17 protein-coding genes are annotated in these 18,450 nt (G+C 66.5%); 11 read left to right on the top strand and 6 right to left on the bottom strand.

The annotated features are described in order from the left end of the window. Window positions 1-15: 15 nt before the first annotated feature. The gene (locus QCE63_RS10710) at window positions 16-1,725 is read right to left on the bottom strand and encodes a glutamine--tRNA ligase/YqeY domain fusion protein (RefSeq protein ID WP_309832788.1); all 1,710 of its coding nucleotides are present in this window, start codon (window positions 1,723-1,725) and stop codon (window positions 16-18) included. A 382-nt stretch (window positions 1,726-2,107) separates the two neighbouring features. On the opposite strand from QCE63_RS10710, the gene QCE63_RS10705 reads away from it, so the two are divergent. Next, window positions 2,108-2,317, top strand: a complete 210-nt coding sequence (locus QCE63_RS10705; RefSeq protein ID WP_309832787.1) for an ornithine carbamoyltransferase — start codon at window positions 2,108-2,110, stop codon at window positions 2,315-2,317. A gap of 21 nt (window positions 2,318-2,338) precedes the next feature. Here the strand turns inward: QCE63_RS10705 and QCE63_RS10700 are convergent, their stop codons facing one another. Beyond that, a complete protein-coding gene (locus tag QCE63_RS10700) occupies window positions 2,339-3,574 on the bottom strand; it encodes a CaiB/BaiF CoA-transferase family protein (protein ID WP_309832786.1) in 1,236 nt (411 codons plus the stop codon). Window positions 3,575-3,869: 295 nt separating this feature from the next. On the opposite strand from QCE63_RS10700, the gene alaS reads away from it, so the two are divergent. From alaS to QCE63_RS10650, 10 genes are all read left to right on the top strand, one after another. Next, window positions 3,870-6,494: an alanine--tRNA ligase gene (gene alaS / locus QCE63_RS10695; protein ID WP_309832785.1), complete on the top strand. Its 2,625-nt coding sequence runs from the start codon at window positions 3,870-3,872 to the stop codon at window positions 6,492-6,494. A gap of 123 nt (window positions 6,495-6,617) precedes the next feature. Beyond that, window positions 6,618-6,854, top strand: coding sequence for a hypothetical protein (locus QCE63_RS10690; protein WP_309832784.1), 237 nt, complete (start codon window positions 6,618-6,620; stop codon window positions 6,852-6,854). Window positions 6,855-6,995: 141 nt separating this feature from the next. Then, complete coding sequence (locus QCE63_RS10685; RefSeq protein WP_309832782.1) at window positions 6,996-8,057, top strand: low specificity L-threonine aldolase; 1,062 nt, start codon at window positions 6,996-6,998, stop codon at window positions 8,055-8,057. A gap of 97 nt (window positions 8,058-8,154) precedes the next feature. Beyond that, window positions 8,155-8,592: a thioesterase family protein gene (locus tag QCE63_RS10680; protein WP_309832780.1), complete on the top strand. Its 438-nt coding sequence runs from the start codon at window positions 8,155-8,157 to the stop codon at window positions 8,590-8,592. A 69-nt stretch (window positions 8,593-8,661) separates the two neighbouring features. Further along, window positions 8,662-9,543, top strand: a complete 882-nt coding sequence (locus QCE63_RS10675) for a branched-chain amino acid ABC transporter permease (protein WP_309833768.1) — start codon at window positions 8,662-8,664, stop codon at window positions 9,541-9,543. Next, a complete protein-coding gene (locus QCE63_RS10670; RefSeq protein WP_309832779.1) occupies window positions 9,536-10,654 on the top strand; it encodes a branched-chain amino acid ABC transporter permease in 1,119 nt (372 codons plus the stop codon). Before QCE63_RS10675 ends, QCE63_RS10670 begins: the two co-directional genes overlap by 8 nt. Next, window positions 10,651-11,391 (top strand): ABC transporter ATP-binding protein, encoded by a 741-nt coding sequence (locus tag QCE63_RS10665; protein ID WP_309832778.1) that lies wholly within the window; start codon window positions 10,651-10,653, stop codon window positions 11,389-11,391. Before QCE63_RS10670 ends, QCE63_RS10665 begins: the two co-directional genes overlap by 4 nt. After that, window positions 11,388-12,104 (top strand): ABC transporter ATP-binding protein, encoded by a 717-nt coding sequence (locus QCE63_RS10660; protein WP_309832777.1) that lies wholly within the window; start codon window positions 11,388-11,390, stop codon window positions 12,102-12,104. Before QCE63_RS10665 ends, QCE63_RS10660 begins: the two co-directional genes overlap by 4 nt. Window positions 12,105-12,156: 52 nt before the next feature. Next, the gene (locus QCE63_RS10655; protein ID WP_309833767.1) at window positions 12,157-12,396 is read left to right on the top strand and encodes a FitA-like ribbon-helix-helix domain-containing protein; all 240 of its coding nucleotides are present in this window, start codon (window positions 12,157-12,159) and stop codon (window positions 12,394-12,396) included. Next, window positions 12,393-12,842, top strand: coding sequence for a type II toxin-antitoxin system VapC family toxin (locus QCE63_RS10650; protein ID WP_309832776.1), 450 nt, complete (start codon window positions 12,393-12,395; stop codon window positions 12,840-12,842). Before QCE63_RS10655 ends, QCE63_RS10650 begins: the two co-directional genes overlap by 4 nt. Here the strand turns inward: QCE63_RS10650 and iolB are convergent. The 4 genes from iolB to iolC are packed head-to-tail and all read right to left on the bottom strand — an operon-like array spanning window position 12,839 to window position 18,442. Then, on the bottom strand, window positions 12,839-13,645 hold the full coding sequence (iolB, locus tag QCE63_RS10645) for a 5-deoxy-glucuronate isomerase (protein WP_309832775.1): 807 nt from the start codon (window positions 13,643-13,645) through the stop codon (window positions 12,839-12,841). The two genes, QCE63_RS10650 and iolB, sit on opposite strands and share 4 nt — an antisense overlap. Beyond that, window positions 13,642-14,544 (bottom strand): myo-inosose-2 dehydratase, encoded by a 903-nt coding sequence (gene iolE / locus QCE63_RS10640; RefSeq protein WP_309832773.1) that lies wholly within the window; start codon window positions 14,542-14,544, stop codon window positions 13,642-13,644. The genes iolB and iolE overlap by 4 nt, the downstream gene beginning before the upstream one ends. Beyond that, on the bottom strand, window positions 14,535-16,454 hold the full coding sequence (gene iolD, locus QCE63_RS10635) for a 3D-(3,5/4)-trihydroxycyclohexane-1,2-dione acylhydrolase (decyclizing) (protein ID WP_309832772.1): 1,920 nt from the start codon (window positions 16,452-16,454) through the stop codon (window positions 14,535-14,537). The genes iolE and iolD overlap by 10 nt, the downstream gene beginning before the upstream one ends. Next, the gene (gene iolC, locus QCE63_RS10630) at window positions 16,451-18,442 is read right to left on the bottom strand and encodes a 5-dehydro-2-deoxygluconokinase (protein ID WP_309832770.1); all 1,992 of its coding nucleotides are present in this window, start codon (window positions 18,440-18,442) and stop codon (window positions 16,451-16,453) included. The genes iolD and iolC overlap by 4 nt, the downstream gene beginning before the upstream one ends. Between the last annotated feature and the right edge of the window lie 8 nt (window positions 18,443-18,450).

Genomic DNA, 18,450 nt, shown 5'->3' with positions numbered 1-18,450 from the left:
TTTACAGCGAGCCCGTCAGGCCGGCTTGCCCCAGCTGTCGCGCAGGCTGACGATGCGGTTGAACACCGGCTTGCCCGGCTGCGAATCCACGCGGTCCGCGACGAAATAGCCATGCCGCTCGAACTGGACGCGGTCTTCGGCATTCGCTTCGCGCGCGCTCGGCTCGAGATACGCGTTCACCACGCGCTTCGAATCCGGGTTGAGCGCGTCCAGGAACTCCGCGCCACCCGCGCCGGGCTGCGGTTCCTTGAACAGGCGATCGTAGAGACGCACTTCGGCCGCATACGCGGTTGCCGCGCTGACCCAGTGGATCGTGCCCTTGACCTTGTAGTTGTTCGCGCCTTCGGTGCCCGAGCGGCTGTCCGGGAAGTAGTTGCAGTGCACGGCGGTCACGTTGCCGTGCTCGTCCTTGTCCGCGCCCGTGCACTCCACCACGAAGCCGTATTTCAGGCGCACCTTGTTACCCGGGAAGAGGCGGAAATAACCCTTCGGCGGCGTTTCCTGGAAGTCCTCGCGCTCGATCCACAATTCACGCGAGAACGGGAACGAACGCACGCCGCGATCCGGATGATGCGGATGCACCGGCGCGCTGCACGCTTCGCTCTGGCCTTCCGGATAGTTGTCGATGATGAGCTTGAGCGGGTCGAGCACGGCGATCGCGCGCGGGGCTTTCTCGTCGAGATCGTCGCGCAGTGCGCCTTCCAGCACACTCATGTCGATCCACGAATCCACCTTGGTCACGCCGACGCGCTCCACCATCAGCCGGATGCTCTCCGGCGTGAAGCCGCGCCGCCGCACGCCGACGATGGTCGGCATGCGCGGATCGTCCCAGCCCTCGACGTGATTTTCCTGCACGAGTTGCAGCAGCTTGCGCTTGCTGGTGATCGCGTAAGTAAGATTCAGGCGCGAGAACTCGATCTGCTGCGGCAGCGGACGCTGAAACACGCCGTCGTTGGCGAGTTGCGCGAGGAACCAGTCATACAGCGGACGGTGATCCTCGAACTCCAGCGTGCACAGCGAGTGCGTGATGTTCTCGATCGCATCCGAGACGCAGTGCGCGTAGTCGTACATCGGGTAGATGCACCAGGTGTCGCCGGTCCGGTAGTGATGCGCGAAACGGATGCGGTAGATCACCGGGTCGCGCATGTTGAAGTTCGGCGAGGCCATGTCGATCTTCGCGCGCAGCACGTGCTCGCCTTCCTTGAACTCGCCCGCCTTCATGCGGCGGAACAGGTCGAGGTTCTCGTCGGGCGTGCGGTCGCGGTACGGCGAATTGATGCCGGCCTCGGTGGCCGAGCCGCGCGTGGCGCGCATCTCTTCGGCGGTCTGGCTGTCGACATACGCCTGGCCCTTCTTGATGAGCATCTCGGCGTATTCGTACAGCTTGTCGTAGTAGTCGCTCGCGAAGTACTTGTGCTCGCGGCCGTTCTTGTTCCATTCGAAGCCGAGCCACTCGACGGCGTCGATGATGGAATCCACGTACTCGACGCTTTCCTTCTCCGGATTCGTGTCGTCGAAGCGCAGATGGCACACGCCGCCGTATTGCGCGGCGAGGCCGAAGTTCACGCAGATGCTCTTCGCATGGCCGATATGCAGATAGCCGTTCGGCTCGGGCGGAAAGCGCGTCTCGACCCGCTGCGACCATTTGCCGGAGCGGTTGTCGTCTTCGATGATGTTGCGAATGAAATTGGAGGGGGCCGGGGCGTCGTTGCGATCGGTGTTCATGCGAAAAAGAGTGCCAGCGGATGCGCTCGCGCGCGTGAAACGGTTCGGGAAGCGTTCCCGCGAGACGGGCAGGGACGCGTACGAATGCCTTGAAGATGGGGTCGATTCTACCTTACGCAACCGCTGGCTTCCGGCGATGCGTGCGGGCTGCGTGGGGACTGCGTGGACGATGCCCGCTGCCTTGCGTGCCCGCGAGTTTCATTACACCGATTACGGCGTGCGGCGCGCTTCGTAACCGCCGTAACCGGACGTAAATCGCGTTGAAAGGCGCTCGCACGGGCTTTTATGATCGGCTCGACTGCTTGAAGCACGGGCGTTTTGCGACGCGCTTCTTCAGCATACAAGCACAACACATCACAACGACAACACAAGGAAGCTCATCATGAAGCGGATCCTCGCCACCACTTTCAAGCTCGCCGCCGCAGCGGCACTCGTGTCGAGCCTCGCGGCCTGCGCCGTCTCGCGCCAGCAGGCCCATGCGGGCGTGGGCGCCGCTGCGGGCGGCGCGCTTGGCTATTTGGTCACGGGCGGCCCGATCGGCACGGTCGCGGGCGCGGCGGCGGGCGGCGTGATCGGCGCGGGCGTGCGCTGATTCACGGGCGCCGCCCTCGGGCTAGATCGTCTTCGACGCCCGCAACGCCGCAATCTGAGCCTCGTCATAGCCGAGCAGTTCGGCCAGCACGCCTTCCGTGTGCTCGCCGAGCAGCGGCGGATGCGAACGTGCCTCGGGCGGCGTCGCGCTCATCTTGATCGGGCTTGCGACCAGCTTCACCGTGCCGCCGCTCGGATGCGGCAGATCGATCTGCATCCGGCGCGCCAGCACCTGCGGGTCCTCGAACACCTCGCCGAGATCGTTGATCGGCCCGCACGGCACGCCGGCTTCCTCCAGCTGCGCAATCCACTCATGCTTGCCCTGACGTTGCACCATGTCGGCGAGCAGGGGCACGAGCACTTCGCGATTGCGCACGCGTGACGGATTGGCCGCGAAGCGTGGGTCGTCGGCGAGATGCGCGCAGCCGCCCGCTTCGACGAACTTGCGGAACTGCCCGTCGTTGCCCACCGCGACGATGATCCAGCCGTCGCTGGTCTGGAACGTCTGGTATGGCACGATGTTGGGGTGCGCATTGCCCCAGCGCACCGGCGGCTTGCCGCTCGCGAGGAAGTTGGTGTTCATGTTGGCGAGCATCGCGACCTGCACGTCGAGCAGCGCCATGTCGATGTATTGCCCCTCGCCGGTACGGTCGCGATGCGCGAGCGCCGTGAGCACGCCGACGGTCGCATACATGCCGGTCATCAGATCGGCGATCGCCACGCCCGCCTTTTGCGGGCCGCCGCCCGGCGGGCCGCCGCCCGGCTGGCCGTCGCGCTCGCCGGTGATGCTCATGAAGCCGCCGATCCCCTGCACGATGAAGTCGTAACCCGCACGCGCAGCATAGGGTCCGGACTGCCCGAAGCCCGTGATCGAGCAATAGACGAGGTCCGGTTTGATGGCCTTCAGCGATTCATAGTCGAGCCCGTACTTCTTCAACTGCCCGGCCTTGTAGTTCTCCAGCACGACATCGCTCTGCGCGGCCAGTTCGCGCACGATGCGCTGGCCTTCGGGCGTCGCGATGTCCACGGTCACCGAACGCTTGTTGCGGTTCGCCGCGAGGTAGTACGCGGCCTCGCGGGTGTCCTCGCCGGCGGGCGTCCGGAGATAGGGCGGGCCCCACTGGCGGGTGTCGTCGCCGGTTTCCGGCCGTTCGATCTTGATGACGTCCGCGCCGAAATCGGCGAGGGTCTGCGCGCACCACGGTCCCGCGAGCACGCGGGTCAGGTCCAGCACGCGGATATGGCTCAAGGCTCCCATTCGTCTTTCGCTTCCTCTTGTTCGTGGCTTTCGTGGCTGCAGCGGCGTCTGACGGCGCCGGCCGCCGGTTTCGCGACTGTCGCACAGAACCGCGCCGCGCGCGATACCGAAGGCAGTGTGACGGCGGCGGCACGGGCATGCGCGAGCCTGCGCCGGCGCGCCGCCCGCCCGGCCGGACGCGACGAATCCCGTATAATCGACAGTCACCCTCGCCACGCCGGCCGGGCTTGCCGTCGATTCATGAGCGAGCCGCCCGCGGGCACCATCAAAGAACCGAAGACACGCCCCGTACGCTATGAAAGCCGCCGAAATACGCGAGAAATTCCTGAAGTTTTTCGAATCGAAGGGCCACACGATCGTGCGTTCGTCGAGCCTCGTGCCCGGCAACGACCCGACGCTGCTCTTCACCAATTCGGGCATGGTCCAGTTCAAGGACGTCTTCCTGGGCGCGGAATCGCGGCCGTATTCGCGTGCGACTACCGCGCAGCGCAGCGTGCGCGCGGGCGGCAAGCACAACGACCTGGAGAACGTCGGCTACACGGCGCGGCACCATACGTTCTTCGAGATGCTGGGCAATTTCTCGTTCGGCGACTATTTCAAGCGCGACGCCATCCATTACTGCTGGGAGCTGCTGACCAAGGTCTACGCGCTGCCGGCGGAGAAGCTCACCGTCACGGTCTATCAGGAAGACGACGAAGCCTTCGACATCTGGGCGAAGGAAATCGGCGTGCCGGTCGAGCGCATCATCCGCATCGGCGACAACAAGGGTGCGCGCTACGCGTCCGACAACTTCTGGCAGATGGCCGACACCGGCCCGTGCGGCCCGTGCTCGGAAGTGTTCTACGACCACGGCCCGGAAATCTGGGGCGGCCCGCCGGGATCGCCGGAAGAAGACGGCGACCGCTTCATCGAGATCTGGAATCTCGTGTTCATGCAGTTCAACCGCGACGCGCAGGGCAACATGACGCCGCTGCCCAAGCAGTGCGTCGATACCGGCATGGGCCTCGAGCGCCTCGCCGCCGTGCTGCAGCACGTGCACAGCAACTACGAAATCGATCTCTTCCAGACCCTCATCAAAGCCGCGGCGCGTGAAACGGCCACGGCGGATCTGGAGAACAACTCGCTGAAGGTCATTGCGGATCACATCCGCGCGTGCTCGTTCCTGATCGTCGACGGCGTGATCCCCGGCAACGAAGGCCGCGGTTACGTGCTGCGCCGGATCGTGCGCCGCGCGATCCGCCATGGCTACAAGCTCGGCCGGAAGGGCGCGTTCTTCCACAAGCTGGTGGCGGACCTGGTCGCGGAAATGGGCGCGGCCTATCCGGAACTTGCGGACGCGCAGCAGCGCGTCACCGACGTCCTGCGCCAGGAGGAAGAGCGTTTCTTCGAGACCATCGAGAACGGCATGTCGATCCTCGAAGGCGAGCTGGCCGAACTGGACAAGAAGGGCGTAAAGCAGCTGGACGGCGAACTCGCGTTCAAGCTGCACGACACTTACGGCTTTCCGCTCGACCTGACGGCGGACGTGTGCCGCGAGCGCGGCGTGACGGTCGACGAACCCGCGTTCGACGACGCCATGGCGCGTCAGCGCGACCAGGCGCGTGCGGCGGGCAAGTTCAAGCTGGCGGCGGGCCTTGAGTACTCGGGCGCGAAGTCCACGTTCCACGGCTACGAAAAGGAAATCTTCGACGACGCGAAGGTGCTCGCGCTGTATGTGGACGGCGTGACGGTGAACGAGGCGCAGCACGGCCAGCAGGCCGTCGTGGTGCTCGATCACACGCCGTTCTATGCGGAATCCGGCGGCCAGGTCGGCGACCAGGGCGTGCTCGCGAACGCCAGCGTGCGCTTTGCCGTCGCGGACACGCTGAAGGTGCAGGCGGATGTCGTCGGCCATCATGGCACGGTGGAACAGGGCACGCTGAAGGTGGGCGACGTGGTGAAGGCGGAGATCGACGGCGTGCGCCGCGCCCGCACCGCGCGCAATCATTCGGCCACCCATCTGATGCACGAGGCGTTGCGCGACGTGCTGGGCGGCCATGTGCAGCAGAAGGGCTCGCTCGTCGATGCCGACAAGACGCGCTTCGACTTCGCGCACAATGCGCCGATGACGGATGACCAGATTCGCCGCGTCGAGCAGATCGTCAATAACGAAATTCTCGCGAACGCGCCGGGCGTGGTGCGCGTGATGGCCTACGACGACGCGGTGAAGGGCGGCGCAATGGCGCTGTTCGGCGAGAAGTACGGCGACACGGTGCGCGTGCTCGACCTCGGCTTCTCGCGCGAACTCTGCGGCGGCACGCACGTGCAGCGTACCGGCGACATCGGCTTCTTCAAGATCGTGGTGGAAGGCGGCGTGGCGGCGGGGATTCGCCGCGTGGAGGCGATCACCGGCGACAACGCCGTGCGCTACGTGCAGGAACTCGATCAGCGCATCAACGCGGCGGCCAGCGTGCTGAAGGCGCAGCCGGCGGAACTGACACAGCGCATCGCGCAGGTTCAGGAGCACGTGAAGACGCTGGAGAAGGAACTGGGCGCGCTGAAGTCGAAGCTGGCGGCGAGCCAGGGCGACGAACTGGTATCGCAGGCGGTCGACGTGGCGGGCGTGCAGGTGCTCGCCGCGCAGCTCGAAGGCGCCGACGTGAAGACGCTGCGCGAAACCGTCGACAAGCTGAAGGACAAGCTGAAGCACGCGGCGATCGTGCTGGCGTCGGTGGACGGCGGCAAGGTCAGCCTGATTGCGGGCGTGACGCCGGATGCGTCGAAGAAGGTCAAGGCGGGTGAGCTCGTCAATTTTGTCGCGCAGCAGGTGGGCGGCAAGGGCGGCGGCCGTCCCGACATGGCCCAGGCAGGCGGCACCGAGCCGGCCAAGCTGCCGGCCGCGCTCGCCGGCGTGACGGCGTGGGTGCAGCAGCAGCTCTGAGCGTTTTCAGCGCTCGCAAGGAACGGCTCGATCGGTTCAGATCGGGCCGTTTTTTATTACAGCCTGTCAGGCACATCGCGTGCAACGCACTCAGGGTTCACAACAACTCAAGGGAGACACACGATGAATCGCACATTCGCATCGATCGTTCTGGCTTCGGCCATGCTGGTTGCAACAGGCGCTGCTCAGGCGAAGGGCTGTATCGAAGGCGCAGCCGTGGGCGGCGTGGCGGGGCATGTGGCCGGCAAGCACGGCGCGGTGGGCGCCGTGGGTGGCTGTGCAATCGGCCATCACGAAGCCAGCAAGAAGGAAAAGAAGGCGCAGGAAGCCAACGCGGCCAGCGCGCCGAACAGCAAGTAAGTCTTTTGCAGCAGGGCTTCCGGCGGCGCGTCCGACGGATCGGGCGCGCCGCCGCTCCAAGCCGCTAGAATGGCCGGATCGCCGGACGCGCTTGTCATCTGCGCGCGTCCGTTCATCACGATTCCCGGCCCTCCGCTTCTCATGACAGCGCCCACGGACACGACCCAGCATTTCGCCTCGGACAATTACGCGGGCATTTGCCCCGAAGCGCTCAAGGCGCTCATCCAGGCCAACAACAGCGGTCACGAACCCGCCTATGGCGACGATTCCTGGACCACCCAGGTCTGCGACCGCATCCGCGACCTGTTCCAGACCGACTGCGAAGTGTTCTTCGTCTTCAACGGCACGGCGGCAAACTCGCTGGCGCTGGCGTCGCTGTGCCAGTCGTATCACTCGGTGATCTGCCATGAGCTCGCGCATATCGAAACCGACGAATGCGGCGGCCCGGAGTTCTTCTCGGGCGGCTCGAAGCTGCTCACGGCGCAGGGCGCGAACGGCAAGCTCACGCCCGACGCGATCGAGGAGATCGTCACGCGACGCGCCGACATCCACTATCCGAAGCCGAAGGTCGTCGCGCTGACGCAGGCGACGGAAGTCGGCACCGTTTATACGGTCGAGGAAATCCGCGCGATCGCGGCGATCGCCAAGCGGCGGCACCTGAAGGTCCACATGGACGGCGCCCGCTTCGCGAACGCGGTGGCGAGCCTGAATGTGCATCCGTCGGAGATCACGTGGCGCGCGGGCGTCGACGTGCTGTGCTTCGGTGGCACGAAAAACGGCTTGCCCGTGGGGGAAGCGGTGGTGTTCTTCGACCGCGCGCTCGCCGCCGATTTCGCGTATCGCCTGAAGCAGGCGGGACAGCTCGCCTCGAAGATGCGCTTCATCTCCGCGCCGTGGCTGGGCCTGCTCGACGACGACGTCTGGCTGCGCAACGCGCGCCACGCCAACGCGATGGCGCAACGGATGGCCACGCGTCTCGCCGGCCTTCCCGGCGTGAGGCTCATGTTCGAACCCGAGGCCAACGCGGTCTTCGCCGAATTGCCGGCGCAGGTTGCCACGGCGTTGCGCGCGAAGGGCTGGCGCTTCTATCAGTTCATCGGTTCGGGCGGATGCCGTCTGATGTGTGCGTGGGATACGCGCGAAGAGACGGTCGATCGTTTCACCGATGAGGTCCGTGCGCTGTGCACGGGCGCGGCAAACTAGCCTCGAACCTCTCTGCCGCGCCGGATTGACACGTCCGGCGGGCCGCTCCTAACATGGCGCCACGCCGACCGTCCCGCGTCCCGACGCGCATGCCACGATGACCAAACCTGTCCGAACCACTCGCGCGGATTATGCGCATTTCCTGTCGATCAGCACGCGCTGGTCGGATAACGACGTGTATGGGCACATCAACAACGTCGTCTACTACAGCTATTTCGACACCGTCGTGAACGAGTACTTGCTGCGTCACGGCGTGCTCGACTACAGCGGGGGCGAGACCATCGGCCTCGTGGTGGAGACGCGCTGCAACTTCTTCGCGCCGGTGGTGTTTCCGGAGCCGATCGAGGCGGGCCTGCGCGTGGAGAAGCTTGGCACGACGAGCGTGCGCTACGAAGTGGCCATCTTCGCGCAGGGCGCCGACGAAGCCGCCGCGCAAGGGCATTTCGTGCACGTCTACGTCGATCGCGTGACGCGCCGGCCCGTGGCGCTGCCCGCGCCGCTCGTCGCTGCGCTGAAGCCGCTGCTCGCTCGCTGAGGCCGCGCCTTGCTCCAGTGGTTCAGCGTGAATCTGCTCAACGGCGTGAGCACCGGCTTGCTGTTGTTCATGCTGTCCGCCGGACTCACGCTGATTTTCTCGATGCTCGGCGTGCTCAACTTCGCGCACGCGAGCTTCTATATGCTCGGCGCCTATGTCGGACAGACGCTCGCGGCTGCCGGCAACTTCTGGCTGGCGCTCGTCGCGGCGCCGGTGCTCGTCGGGCTGGCGGGCGCGTTGTTCGAGCGCTTGCTGTTGCGCCGTGTGCATGCGCGCGGCGCGCTCGCCGAACTGCTGCTGACCTTCGGCGCGGCGCTGCTGATCGGCGAAGCCGTCAAGCTCGTCTGGGGTCTCGGGCCGTTGCCCGCAGCCATTCCTGATGTGCTGGAGGGCCCGCTTTTCACGCTATATGGCGCGTCGTTCGCGCGCTATCGCGTGTTCATGATGGCCGTGGCTATCGTCATGCTGGGCGCGCTGTGGCTCATGCTGCGCACGTCGCGGATGGGTCTCGTCGTGCGCGCGGCACTGACGCATCCCGCCGCCGTCGAAACGCTCGGCCACGACGTGCCGCGCGTCTTTACCACGGTATTTGCCGCCGGCACCGCGCTCGCCGCGCTGGGCGGCGTGATCGGCGCGCCGCTGGCCGTCATCGAACCCGGCATGGCCGATGCGATGGGCCCGATCGTGTTCGTCGTCGTGGTCATCGGCGGGCTGGGTTCATTGTATGGCGCGCTCGTCGCGTCATTGCTGATCGGCTGTGCGCAGACCTTCGCGGTGAGCGCGAGCGTGTCGGCGGGCAGTATCGCCGCCGTGTTCGGCGTGATGCTGCCGCCCGCGTGGGGCGCGCTGACGGTGACGCAACTCGCGCCCGTGCTGCCTTACCTGCTGCTCGTCGCGATGCTCGCCGCGCGGCCACGCGGACTCTTCGGCGAGCGCAGCCGCGATGCGTAAGTCCATCAGGCCCGCGATGTTTGCCTATATCGCGTTGCTCGCGGCGCTCGCATTGCCGCCGATGTTCTCCACTCAGTCATGGTTGCTCGCGTATCTCGCGCAGACCGCGACGCTGATCGTCTTCGCGCTGTCCTACAACCTGCTGCTTGGCGAAACCGGTCTGCTGTCCTTCGGGCACGCGGTGTATGCCGGCCTCGGCGCGTTCGCAGCGGCGCATGTGTTTAATCGCGCGGGCCTGCCGTTGCCGCTGTTGCCGCTTGCTGGCGGCATGGTCGCGATGGGCGTCGCCGCGGTCTTCGGCCTCATCTCGACGCAACGCGCCGGCACGGCGTTCGCGATGATCACGCTCGGCATCGGCGAACTGATTGCGGCCTGCGTCTGGCTCGTGCCGGGATGGTTCGGCGGGGAGGGCGGCGTGACCATCGACAGGGCGAGCGGCCCGCCGGTGTTCGGCTGGTCTTTCGGGCCGCCGCGCGAGGCGTATGCGCTGATCGCGGGCTGGTGCGCGGTGTCCGTGCTCGCGCTGTACGCCTTCTCGCGCACGCCGCTGTGCCGCCTCGCCAACGCCGTGCGCGACAACCCCGCGCGCGCCGCCGCGATCGGCTTCGCGCCGGCGCGAGTGCGCTTCACGATGCTGGTCGTGTCGGCGTTCTTTGCGGGCGTCGCGGGCGTGATGGGGCTGATCAATGTCGAACTGGTGTCGGCGGAAAGCGTCGGTCTTGCGCGCTCGACGAGCGTGCTCGTCGCCACTGTGATCGGCGGCACGGGGACGTTCTTTGGGCCGATCGTGGGCACGGTGCTGCTGACTTTTGTGAGCGTCGCCGTGGCGAACATCACCGCCGCCTGGCCGATGTACCTCGGACTCTTCTTCGTATGGGTCGTGATCGCGGCGCCGCAAGGTGTCGCGGGACTGGTGCGGCGCGACCCGCGCACGTTGTGCCTCGGCGGCCTCAGCGCGCTGGCGTGGGGCGTTGCGACTGTGGCGGTCGTCGAGACGCTGTACGCGCGCCAGACCGGCGCCCTCACGTTGCCCGCCGGCGCGTGGCTCGTGGCGCTGCCCTGCGCGGCGCTCGGTTTCTGGCTGGCGCGCCGCGTGCGGCCCGCGTCATGAACACCGCGCTCGAGTTGTTCGGCATCAGCAAGCGCTTCGGCGCGACCCACGTGTTGCGCGGGGTCGATTTGCGCGTCGCGCAAGGCGAGCGGCATGCGTTGATCGGCCCGAACGGAGCGGGCAAATCGACGCTCTTCGATCTCATCTCGGGCCGCACGCGTCCGGATGGCGGGCGCATCATGGCGCAGGGCGTGGACATCACGGGCCGCTCGCCGCCGCGCGTGGCGCGTCGGCTCGCGCGCAGTTTCCAGACGACCAGCGTGTTCGGCGGCTTGTCCGTGCTCGACAACCTGCGCTGCGCGGCGTTGGGCGCGGCGGGGTCGCGTTTGATCGATCGTTGGTGGCCGTCGCGGCAGGTCGAGGACCGCGCCCGCGCGATGCTCGATGCGATCGGCCTCGCCGACCGCGCCGACGAGCCCGCCGCGCGCCTCGCGTATGCCGAGCAGCGCGCGCTCGATCTCGGCATCGCGCTCGCCACCGATGCGCCGCTCATCCTGCTCGACGAGCCCACGGCCGGCATGAATCGCGCCGAAGCGGCGCGGGCACTCGCGCTGATTCGGGCGATCACGGAAGGCCGCACGTTGCTCGTCATCGAACACGACATGGACGCGGTGTTCGGACTCGCGGACCGCATCTCGGTGCTCGTGCGGGGGCGCGTAATCGCGACCGGCACGCCGGCCGGGATTCGCGCTGACGCTGACGTGCAGGCGGCTTATCTCGGCGGAGTCGTTCCGTGAGCGCCGTATTGCGCATCGACAACCTATGCGCGTGGTACGGCGCGGCGCAGGTGCTGCACGGCGTGAATCTGCGCATCGAGGCCGGCGAAGCGGTGGCGCTCGTCGGCCGCAACGGCTCAGGGCGCTCGACGCTGGCGAAGGCCATCATGGGCCTCGTCCAGTGCGCGGGAGAGATGCGTTATGGCGAGGTGTCGCTGGTCGGGATGCGGCCGCACCGGATTGCGCGGCTGGGCATCGGCTATGTGGCAGAGACTCGCGACGTGTTTCCCGCGCTGACGGTGCGCGAGAACCTGCTGCTCGGAGAGCGGCGCGGCACGCGGTTCACGAAGGATGACGCGTATCGCCTGTTTCCGGTGCTGGGTGAACGCGCGGCGGTGAAGGCCGGCGCGTTGTCAGGCGGTGAACAGCAGATGCTCGCGCTTGCGCGCACGCTGGCGGGCGATCCGTCGCTCGTGGTGATCGACGAACCCGGGGAAGGGATCGCGCCTCAGGTGCTCGCGCAGGTGGCGGAGTGTCTGAAGCTGTTGCGCGCACGCGGGGTGGGAATGCTGCTGATCGAGGAGCGCTTGAGCATCGCGCGGGCGCTCGATGCGCGCGTCGCGGTGATGGGGCATGGGGCGGTGCAGTTCGAAGGGCCGATGGAAACGCTCATGCAGCGCACCGGGATTGTCCAGCAGTGGCTCTCGATCGGTAGCTCTGTTGTTTCGAGTTAATATGGCATGAGAAGACCCGCATCACTGTGACGAGGAGGCCGACGTGGTGGCCATGACCATTCAAGATATCGACGAGCAACTTGAAACGCGGCTGCGCAGACAAGCAGCCCGTCACGGCCGCTCAATGGAAGACGAGGCGCGTGACATATTGCGTGCGGCGCTGTCGACTGATCCCGCGGCCGGGAAAAACCTGGCTGATTCGATCCGCGGCCGGATCGAACCCCTCGGTGGTATTGAACTGGAACTGCACAAGCGCGAGGCTATTCGCGATCCGTCGGGTTTTGATGAATGATTGTTCTCGATACCAACGTCTTCTCCGAATTGATGCGTCCAGTGCCGGAAGCTCGAGTTCTCAACTGGCTGGCAAACGAGCCGCGCTCCGCGCTGTTCACGACTGCGGTTACGCGCGGAGAGATTCTCTATGGAATCTGGTCAATGCCAGCAGGCGCGCGCAGACAGAGATTTTGGGATGCGACACAAAGCATTTTCAGCGAGGATTTCGCCGGCCGGGTCCTGAGCTTCGATAACGACGCGGCCGACGCCTTCGCTGAGATCTCGGCTTCACGCAAGAGCGCAGGCAAACCAATCAGCCAGTTCGATGCGATGATCGCAGCCATTGTGCGTTCTTGCGGGGCCACGCTCGCTACGCGCAACGTAAAAGACTTTATCGAGTGCGGTATTGAAATAATCAACCCTTGGGATGCCGAAGCGTGCGACATCCCTCGACCCTCAGTCTAGCCCTTGCTATCCCGCTCCACGATCCACTCATGCTTCGGATCGTTCTTGAAGTGCCAGGTCCGCTTGTCGCCCGCCATGACGTTCAGATAATAGTTGTCATAGCCATACGGCACGACGACCGGATGATACCCACGCGGCACCATCACCACGTCGTGATTCTCCACAGCCATGGTCTCGTCGAGATCGCGCTCGTCGGTATAGACGCGCTGAAACGCAAACCCTTGCGGCGGATCCAGCCGATGGTAATACGTCTCCTCCAGCGCGCTCTCGGCCGGCACGGCGTCGCGGTCATGCTTGTGCGGCGGATAGCTCGACGCATGTCCGCCCGGCGTGCGCACCTCGACCACCAGCAGCGACTCCGCCGGCTCGGTCTGCGGAAGGATGTCGCACACGTAGCGCGTATTGGCGCCCTTGCCACGCGTCGAGCGCTTCATCTGCGCCGGCTCGATCAGCCGCGGCGGATACTCACCCCTGGCCGGCGCGCTCGCCACGCCGATCTCGGCATCGCGTTCCGCCCGCACGATGGCCGCCAGCTTCGGCGGCACATACACGGCATGCGGCGCCGCGTCCTCGAACACGCTGTCGCGCGTGCCGATGGACTGCCAGTGCTCGTCGCCCGCCTCGATGCTCACCGTGCCCGTCAGCACCACGATGCAGCTTTCACGGTCCGCATCGTACACATGCAGCACGTCGCCCGCGCTCACGCGATACGCCGCGAACCCGACATGCTTCCACCCCGCCGAAGCGGGCGTCACGCGCGCGATCGTCTGGCCGTCGCGCGAAGCCTTCACCAGCAAGCTCATGCCGCCTCCTTGCAGATTCCGTCGACAAGCCCGCGCAACGTGCGATAGCCCCGTTCCGCATAAGCGTAACTCGGCGCGATCACCGGATCCTGTTCCGCCTCGACCACCAGCCAGCCCGCGTAATCATGCGCCGCCAGACACGCGATGATGCCCGGATAGTCCACCGCGCCATCGCCCGGCACGGTGAACGCGCCGTTGATGACCGCATCCAGAAAACTCCAGTTGCGGTTACGCGCGAGCTTCACGATCTCCGGACGCACGTCCTTGCAATGCACATGGCATACGCGCCCGATATGTTTCTTCAATTCCGTCAGCGCATCGCCGCCTGCGAAAGTGATGTGCCCGGCATCGAACAACAGGCCCACCGCGTTGCTCGTGAGCGCCATCAGGCGGTCCACGTCGGCGGGCGTTTCCACATACGCGCCCATGTGATGATGATAGGCAACACGCACGCCGCGCGAGAGCGTGTATTCGGCGAAGCGGTCGAGCCGCTCGGCGTATTCGTTCCAGCGGGCGTCCGAGAAGAAGCGCGGGCGCTGATACAGCGGCCGCGGCGCGCCCTGGATCGAGTCCGCGACCTCGCCATACACCATGACCGTCGCGCCGTTCTTCGCCAGCAGATCGAGATGCGGACCCACCGCTTCGATCTCTTCCTCGACGCCGCGCGCCGCGAGCCGCCCCGAATACCAGCCGGACACGAGCGCGAGATCGTACTGCGCGAGCAGCGTCTTCAAGGCGTGCGGCTCGCGCGGAAACTTGTTGCCGAGCTCGAAACCGGCATAGCCGATCTGCTTGCCTTCCGCGAGCGCGGTAGACAAAGGTGTTTCCCCGCCGAGCGAAGGCAGGTCGTCGTTCATCCACGACAGCGGATTGATGCCGATACGTGAGTTCAAGGACATGTCGGATCCTCATCGTTCATGTGTACATCGCCGGCGCGCGCATTGAGCGCGCGCTCGTAGGCTTCCCGGGCCGCCACCACCGCCGCGCGTTCCGACACTTCCGGCACCGCGACTTCCCACCACCAGCCGCCTTCCTCGGTCGGCCGCGCGGGATCGGTGTCGATGGAAATCAAGTAGCTGCGATCCGCCGTGCGTGCGCGCTGCATGGCAGCCTGTAGTTCGTCGATGTTCGCGACATGTTCCGACAGCGCGCCAAGCGACCGCGCATGCATCGCGAAGTCGATCGTAGGTGCGCCGAGCGCGCCTTGCTTGCAGTCGTCGATGAGATTGTTGAACGGCGCGCCGCCGCAGGCCTGCTGCAGCCGGTTGATGCAGCCGAAGCCACGGTTGTCGAGCAGCACGACGATCAGCTTGGCGCCGAGCATCACGGAGGTCGCCAGCTCGCTGTTCATCATCAGATAGCTGCCGTCGCCGACGATCACGATCACCTCGCGCTCCGGACGCGCGAGTTTCACGCCGAGGCCGCCTGCGACCTCGTAGCCCATGCAGGAATAGCCATATTCGACGTGATAGCCGCCCGGCGCGCCCGTGCGCCACAGTTTCTGCAGGTCGGCGGGCAGCGTGCCGGCCGCGCACACGACGATATCGCCCGTGGGCGACGCAGCGTCCGATCGCTGCACCGCGCCGATCACGTCGGCTTCACGCGGCAACTGGCCCGCGTCGGGCGGCGTGTTCGTCAAGTGGGCGACGGTCGCGCGCCAGTCGTCGGCGAGACGATGCGCGCGCGTGGTCCATTGCGGCGCGGCGCGCCAATCGCCAAGCGCCGCCGACAACGCCTCCAGCGCGAGCCGCGCGTCCGCCTGCACGGCGGCGGCGTCCTGCTTCAGCGCATCGAACGGATTGGCGTTGATGGCAACCAGCCGCGCCTGCGTGAAGAGCGTGTTCGACCCCGTCGTGAAATCCTGCAGCCGTGTGCCGACCGCCAGCACGCAGTCGCCCGCATGCGCCAGTTCGTTCGCGGCCGAGCCGCCCGTCACGCCGATCCCGCCGACATTCAACGCATCGTCCCACGCCAGCGCGCCTTTGCCGGCCTGGGTTTCCGCTACGGGCACGCCGTGCCGGTGTGCGAACGCGCGCAGCGTTTCGCCCGCCAGCCCGTACAGCACGCCGCCGCCCGCCACGATCAAGGGTTCGCGCGCGTTGCGCAGCAGCGCGGCGGCGCGTTCGATCTCGCGCGGCAGCGGCGCCGGCGCATGAAACTCGACGACACGCGGCGCGAAGAACGAAGCGGGGTAATCGAAGGCCATCGCCTGAACGTCCTGCGGCAGCGCGAGCGTCACCGGGCCGCATTGCGCCGCGTCGGTGAGCACGCGGATCGCGCGCGGCAGGGCGCTCAGCAATTGCGCCGGATGCACGATGCGATCGAAGTAACGCGACACGGGTTTCAGCGCATCGTTGGCGGAGACGCCGCCGTCGTGACTCTCTTCGAGTTGCTGGAGCACGGGGTCCGGCGCGCGCGACACGAAGATGTCGCCCGGCAGCAGCAACACCGGCAGGCGGTTCACGTGCGCGAGCGCCGCCGCGGTGACGAGATTGGTCGCGCCCGGGCCGATGGACGTCGTCACCGCCATCATGCGGCGCCGCATGTGCGCCTTGGCATAGGCGATCGCGCTGTGCGCCATCGCCTGCTCGTTGTGCGCGCGATAGGTCGGCAGTTCGTCGCGATAACGGTACAGCGCCTCGCCGAGCCCCGCGACATTGCCGTGCCCGAAGATCGCGAACACGCCGCCGAACAGCGGCTCGCCATGCTCCGTGCGCAGCGCCGCGAGATAGCGCACGACCGCCTGCGCGGCGGTCAGTCGAACCGTGGACGACACCTCGGTCTCCGGTTGCGTGGCTCGCTGGTTCATGCGATCTGCTCCTGTCGGGTATGAAGGGACGCCGTGGACGTATCGCGCGTCTCGCGCCAGGCGGCGATGAGCGTTTCGAAGGTATGCCGCACGCGCGCGATCAATTCGGCATCGCTGATCTGATTCGAGAGCCACGCCCGGCTCGGCTCATGAAAGATGGTTCGTCCGACCGTGAAGCCACGGCAGGTCGTCGAGTCCGCCGCGGCCCTGAAGCCATCGCGCAACTGCTCGACACCCGCCGACAAGCCCAGCAGCACGACGCCGCGGCAATACGGATCGCGTTCGGCGATCAGCGCATCCACCGCTTGCCATTGCTGTGCGTTCATCGCTTCGAGCTTCCACCATTCGGGGTAGATGCCGAGGTTGTAGAAGCGCTTCAACGCGCGAACCACCGTGTCGTCCGCGACGGGCGGCCCGTTCTTCGGCACGATCACTTCCAGCAGCAGTTCATGGCCGCTGTCCTGCACGGCGTCGTAGAGCGCGCGCACTTGCGCTTCCTGTTCGAGCCGCAGTTCGTGCGGATGATCGGGGTGATATTGCACGAGGCATTTCGCGACCTGTTCGCGCGGCCATTGCACGAGCGTCGTGCCGATCGAGCGGCCATGGTCGAACACCAGCGGCAGCGAGCCCGGCAACTCGACCGGACGGCCGATCCACCAGCCGCGGCCCGTCGCGGCGTTCAACGCATCCTGGCCGTAGCGGTCGTCGATCAGCACGCCAATCCGGCCTTCGAGGCCCAACTCCTTCTCCGTCTGCGCGACGGCCTCGACAAACAGGTTCTTCAGCGTCGCGATGCGCGTCTCGCTCGCGCCGGTCTGCTGCGCGAGATCGAAGAACTGGTTGCGATGATCGAAGGCAAAGCCGAGCACTTCGTCCCATTGTTTGCGTTCCGGACTCACGCGATGCAGCCGCGCCAGCGTCGCATCGCGGTCCGGCCGACGCATGCGAACCGGATCCTCTTGCGCGGCTGCTAGGAAGTAGTCGAGTTCAGCGGGCGTGGGCATCGCGGGCGCGCAGCCGTGCCGCGACACCACCAGCGCGCCGCATGCATTCGCCGCGCGCGCGCAGGCTTCGAGCGGTGCGTCGCGCAGCCATGCCGAGAGAAAGCCCGACGCGAACGCATCGCCCGCGCCGAGCACGTTGAGCACCTCCACTTCGACGCCGCCGTGGATGGGGGCATCGTCGATGGAAGCGGGCACTTCGCCCTCAATGATTGAGCAGCCGAGCGGCCCGCGCTTCACGACGAGCGTCGCACCCGTGACCTTGCGCACCATCGCGAGGGCATCGGTCAAGCGGTCCTTGCCGCCCGCGATGCGGAACTCTTCTTCCGTGCCGATCACGAGATCGATCAGCGGCAGGATGCGTTGCAGGTGCGCGGTGACGCCTTCGTTCGCGACGAAGCGCGTTTCGCCATCGGCCTTGCCGGTGAGTCCCCACAGCACGGGCCGATAGTCGATGTCGAGCACCGTGCGCACCTGGTGACGCCGCGCAACCTCCAGCGCGCGCCGGCTCGTGCGGTTCACCTGTTCGGTCGAGAAGTGCGTGCCGGTGATGAGCAACGCCTTCGACGACGCGATATACGCTTCGTCGAAATCCGCCTCGTCCACGGCCATGTCCGCGCAGTTCTCGCGATAGAACACGAGCGGAAAGGTGTCGCGGTCTTCCAGACCGAGCAGCACGAGGGCGGTGAGCCGGTCCGGATCCACGCGCACGTGGCTGACGTCGCAGCCTTCGCGCGCGAGCGTTTCGGTGAGGAAGCGGCCCATGTGATCGTTGCCGACGCGCGCGAGCATCGAAGACGAGAGACCGAGCCGCGCGCAGCCGAACGCGATGTTCGCCGACGAGCCGCCCAGATACTTCGCGAAGCTCGACACGTCCTCGAGCCGCGCGCCGACCTGCTGCGCGTACAGATCGACGGCGAGCCGCCCGAGGCACACGATGTCGCGCTCGCGGTCCGCAGCAAAACGAGAGGTGGAAAGAGTGGTCATGCTGGGGT

The sequence above is a fragment of the Caballeronia sp. LZ065 genome (genome assembly GCF_031450975.1).
Classification (GTDB): Bacteria; Pseudomonadota; Gammaproteobacteria; order Burkholderiales; family Burkholderiaceae; genus Caballeronia.
Note: the sequence above shows the minus strand (reverse complement) of the source record. Positions and strands in the feature narration are given on the sequence as shown.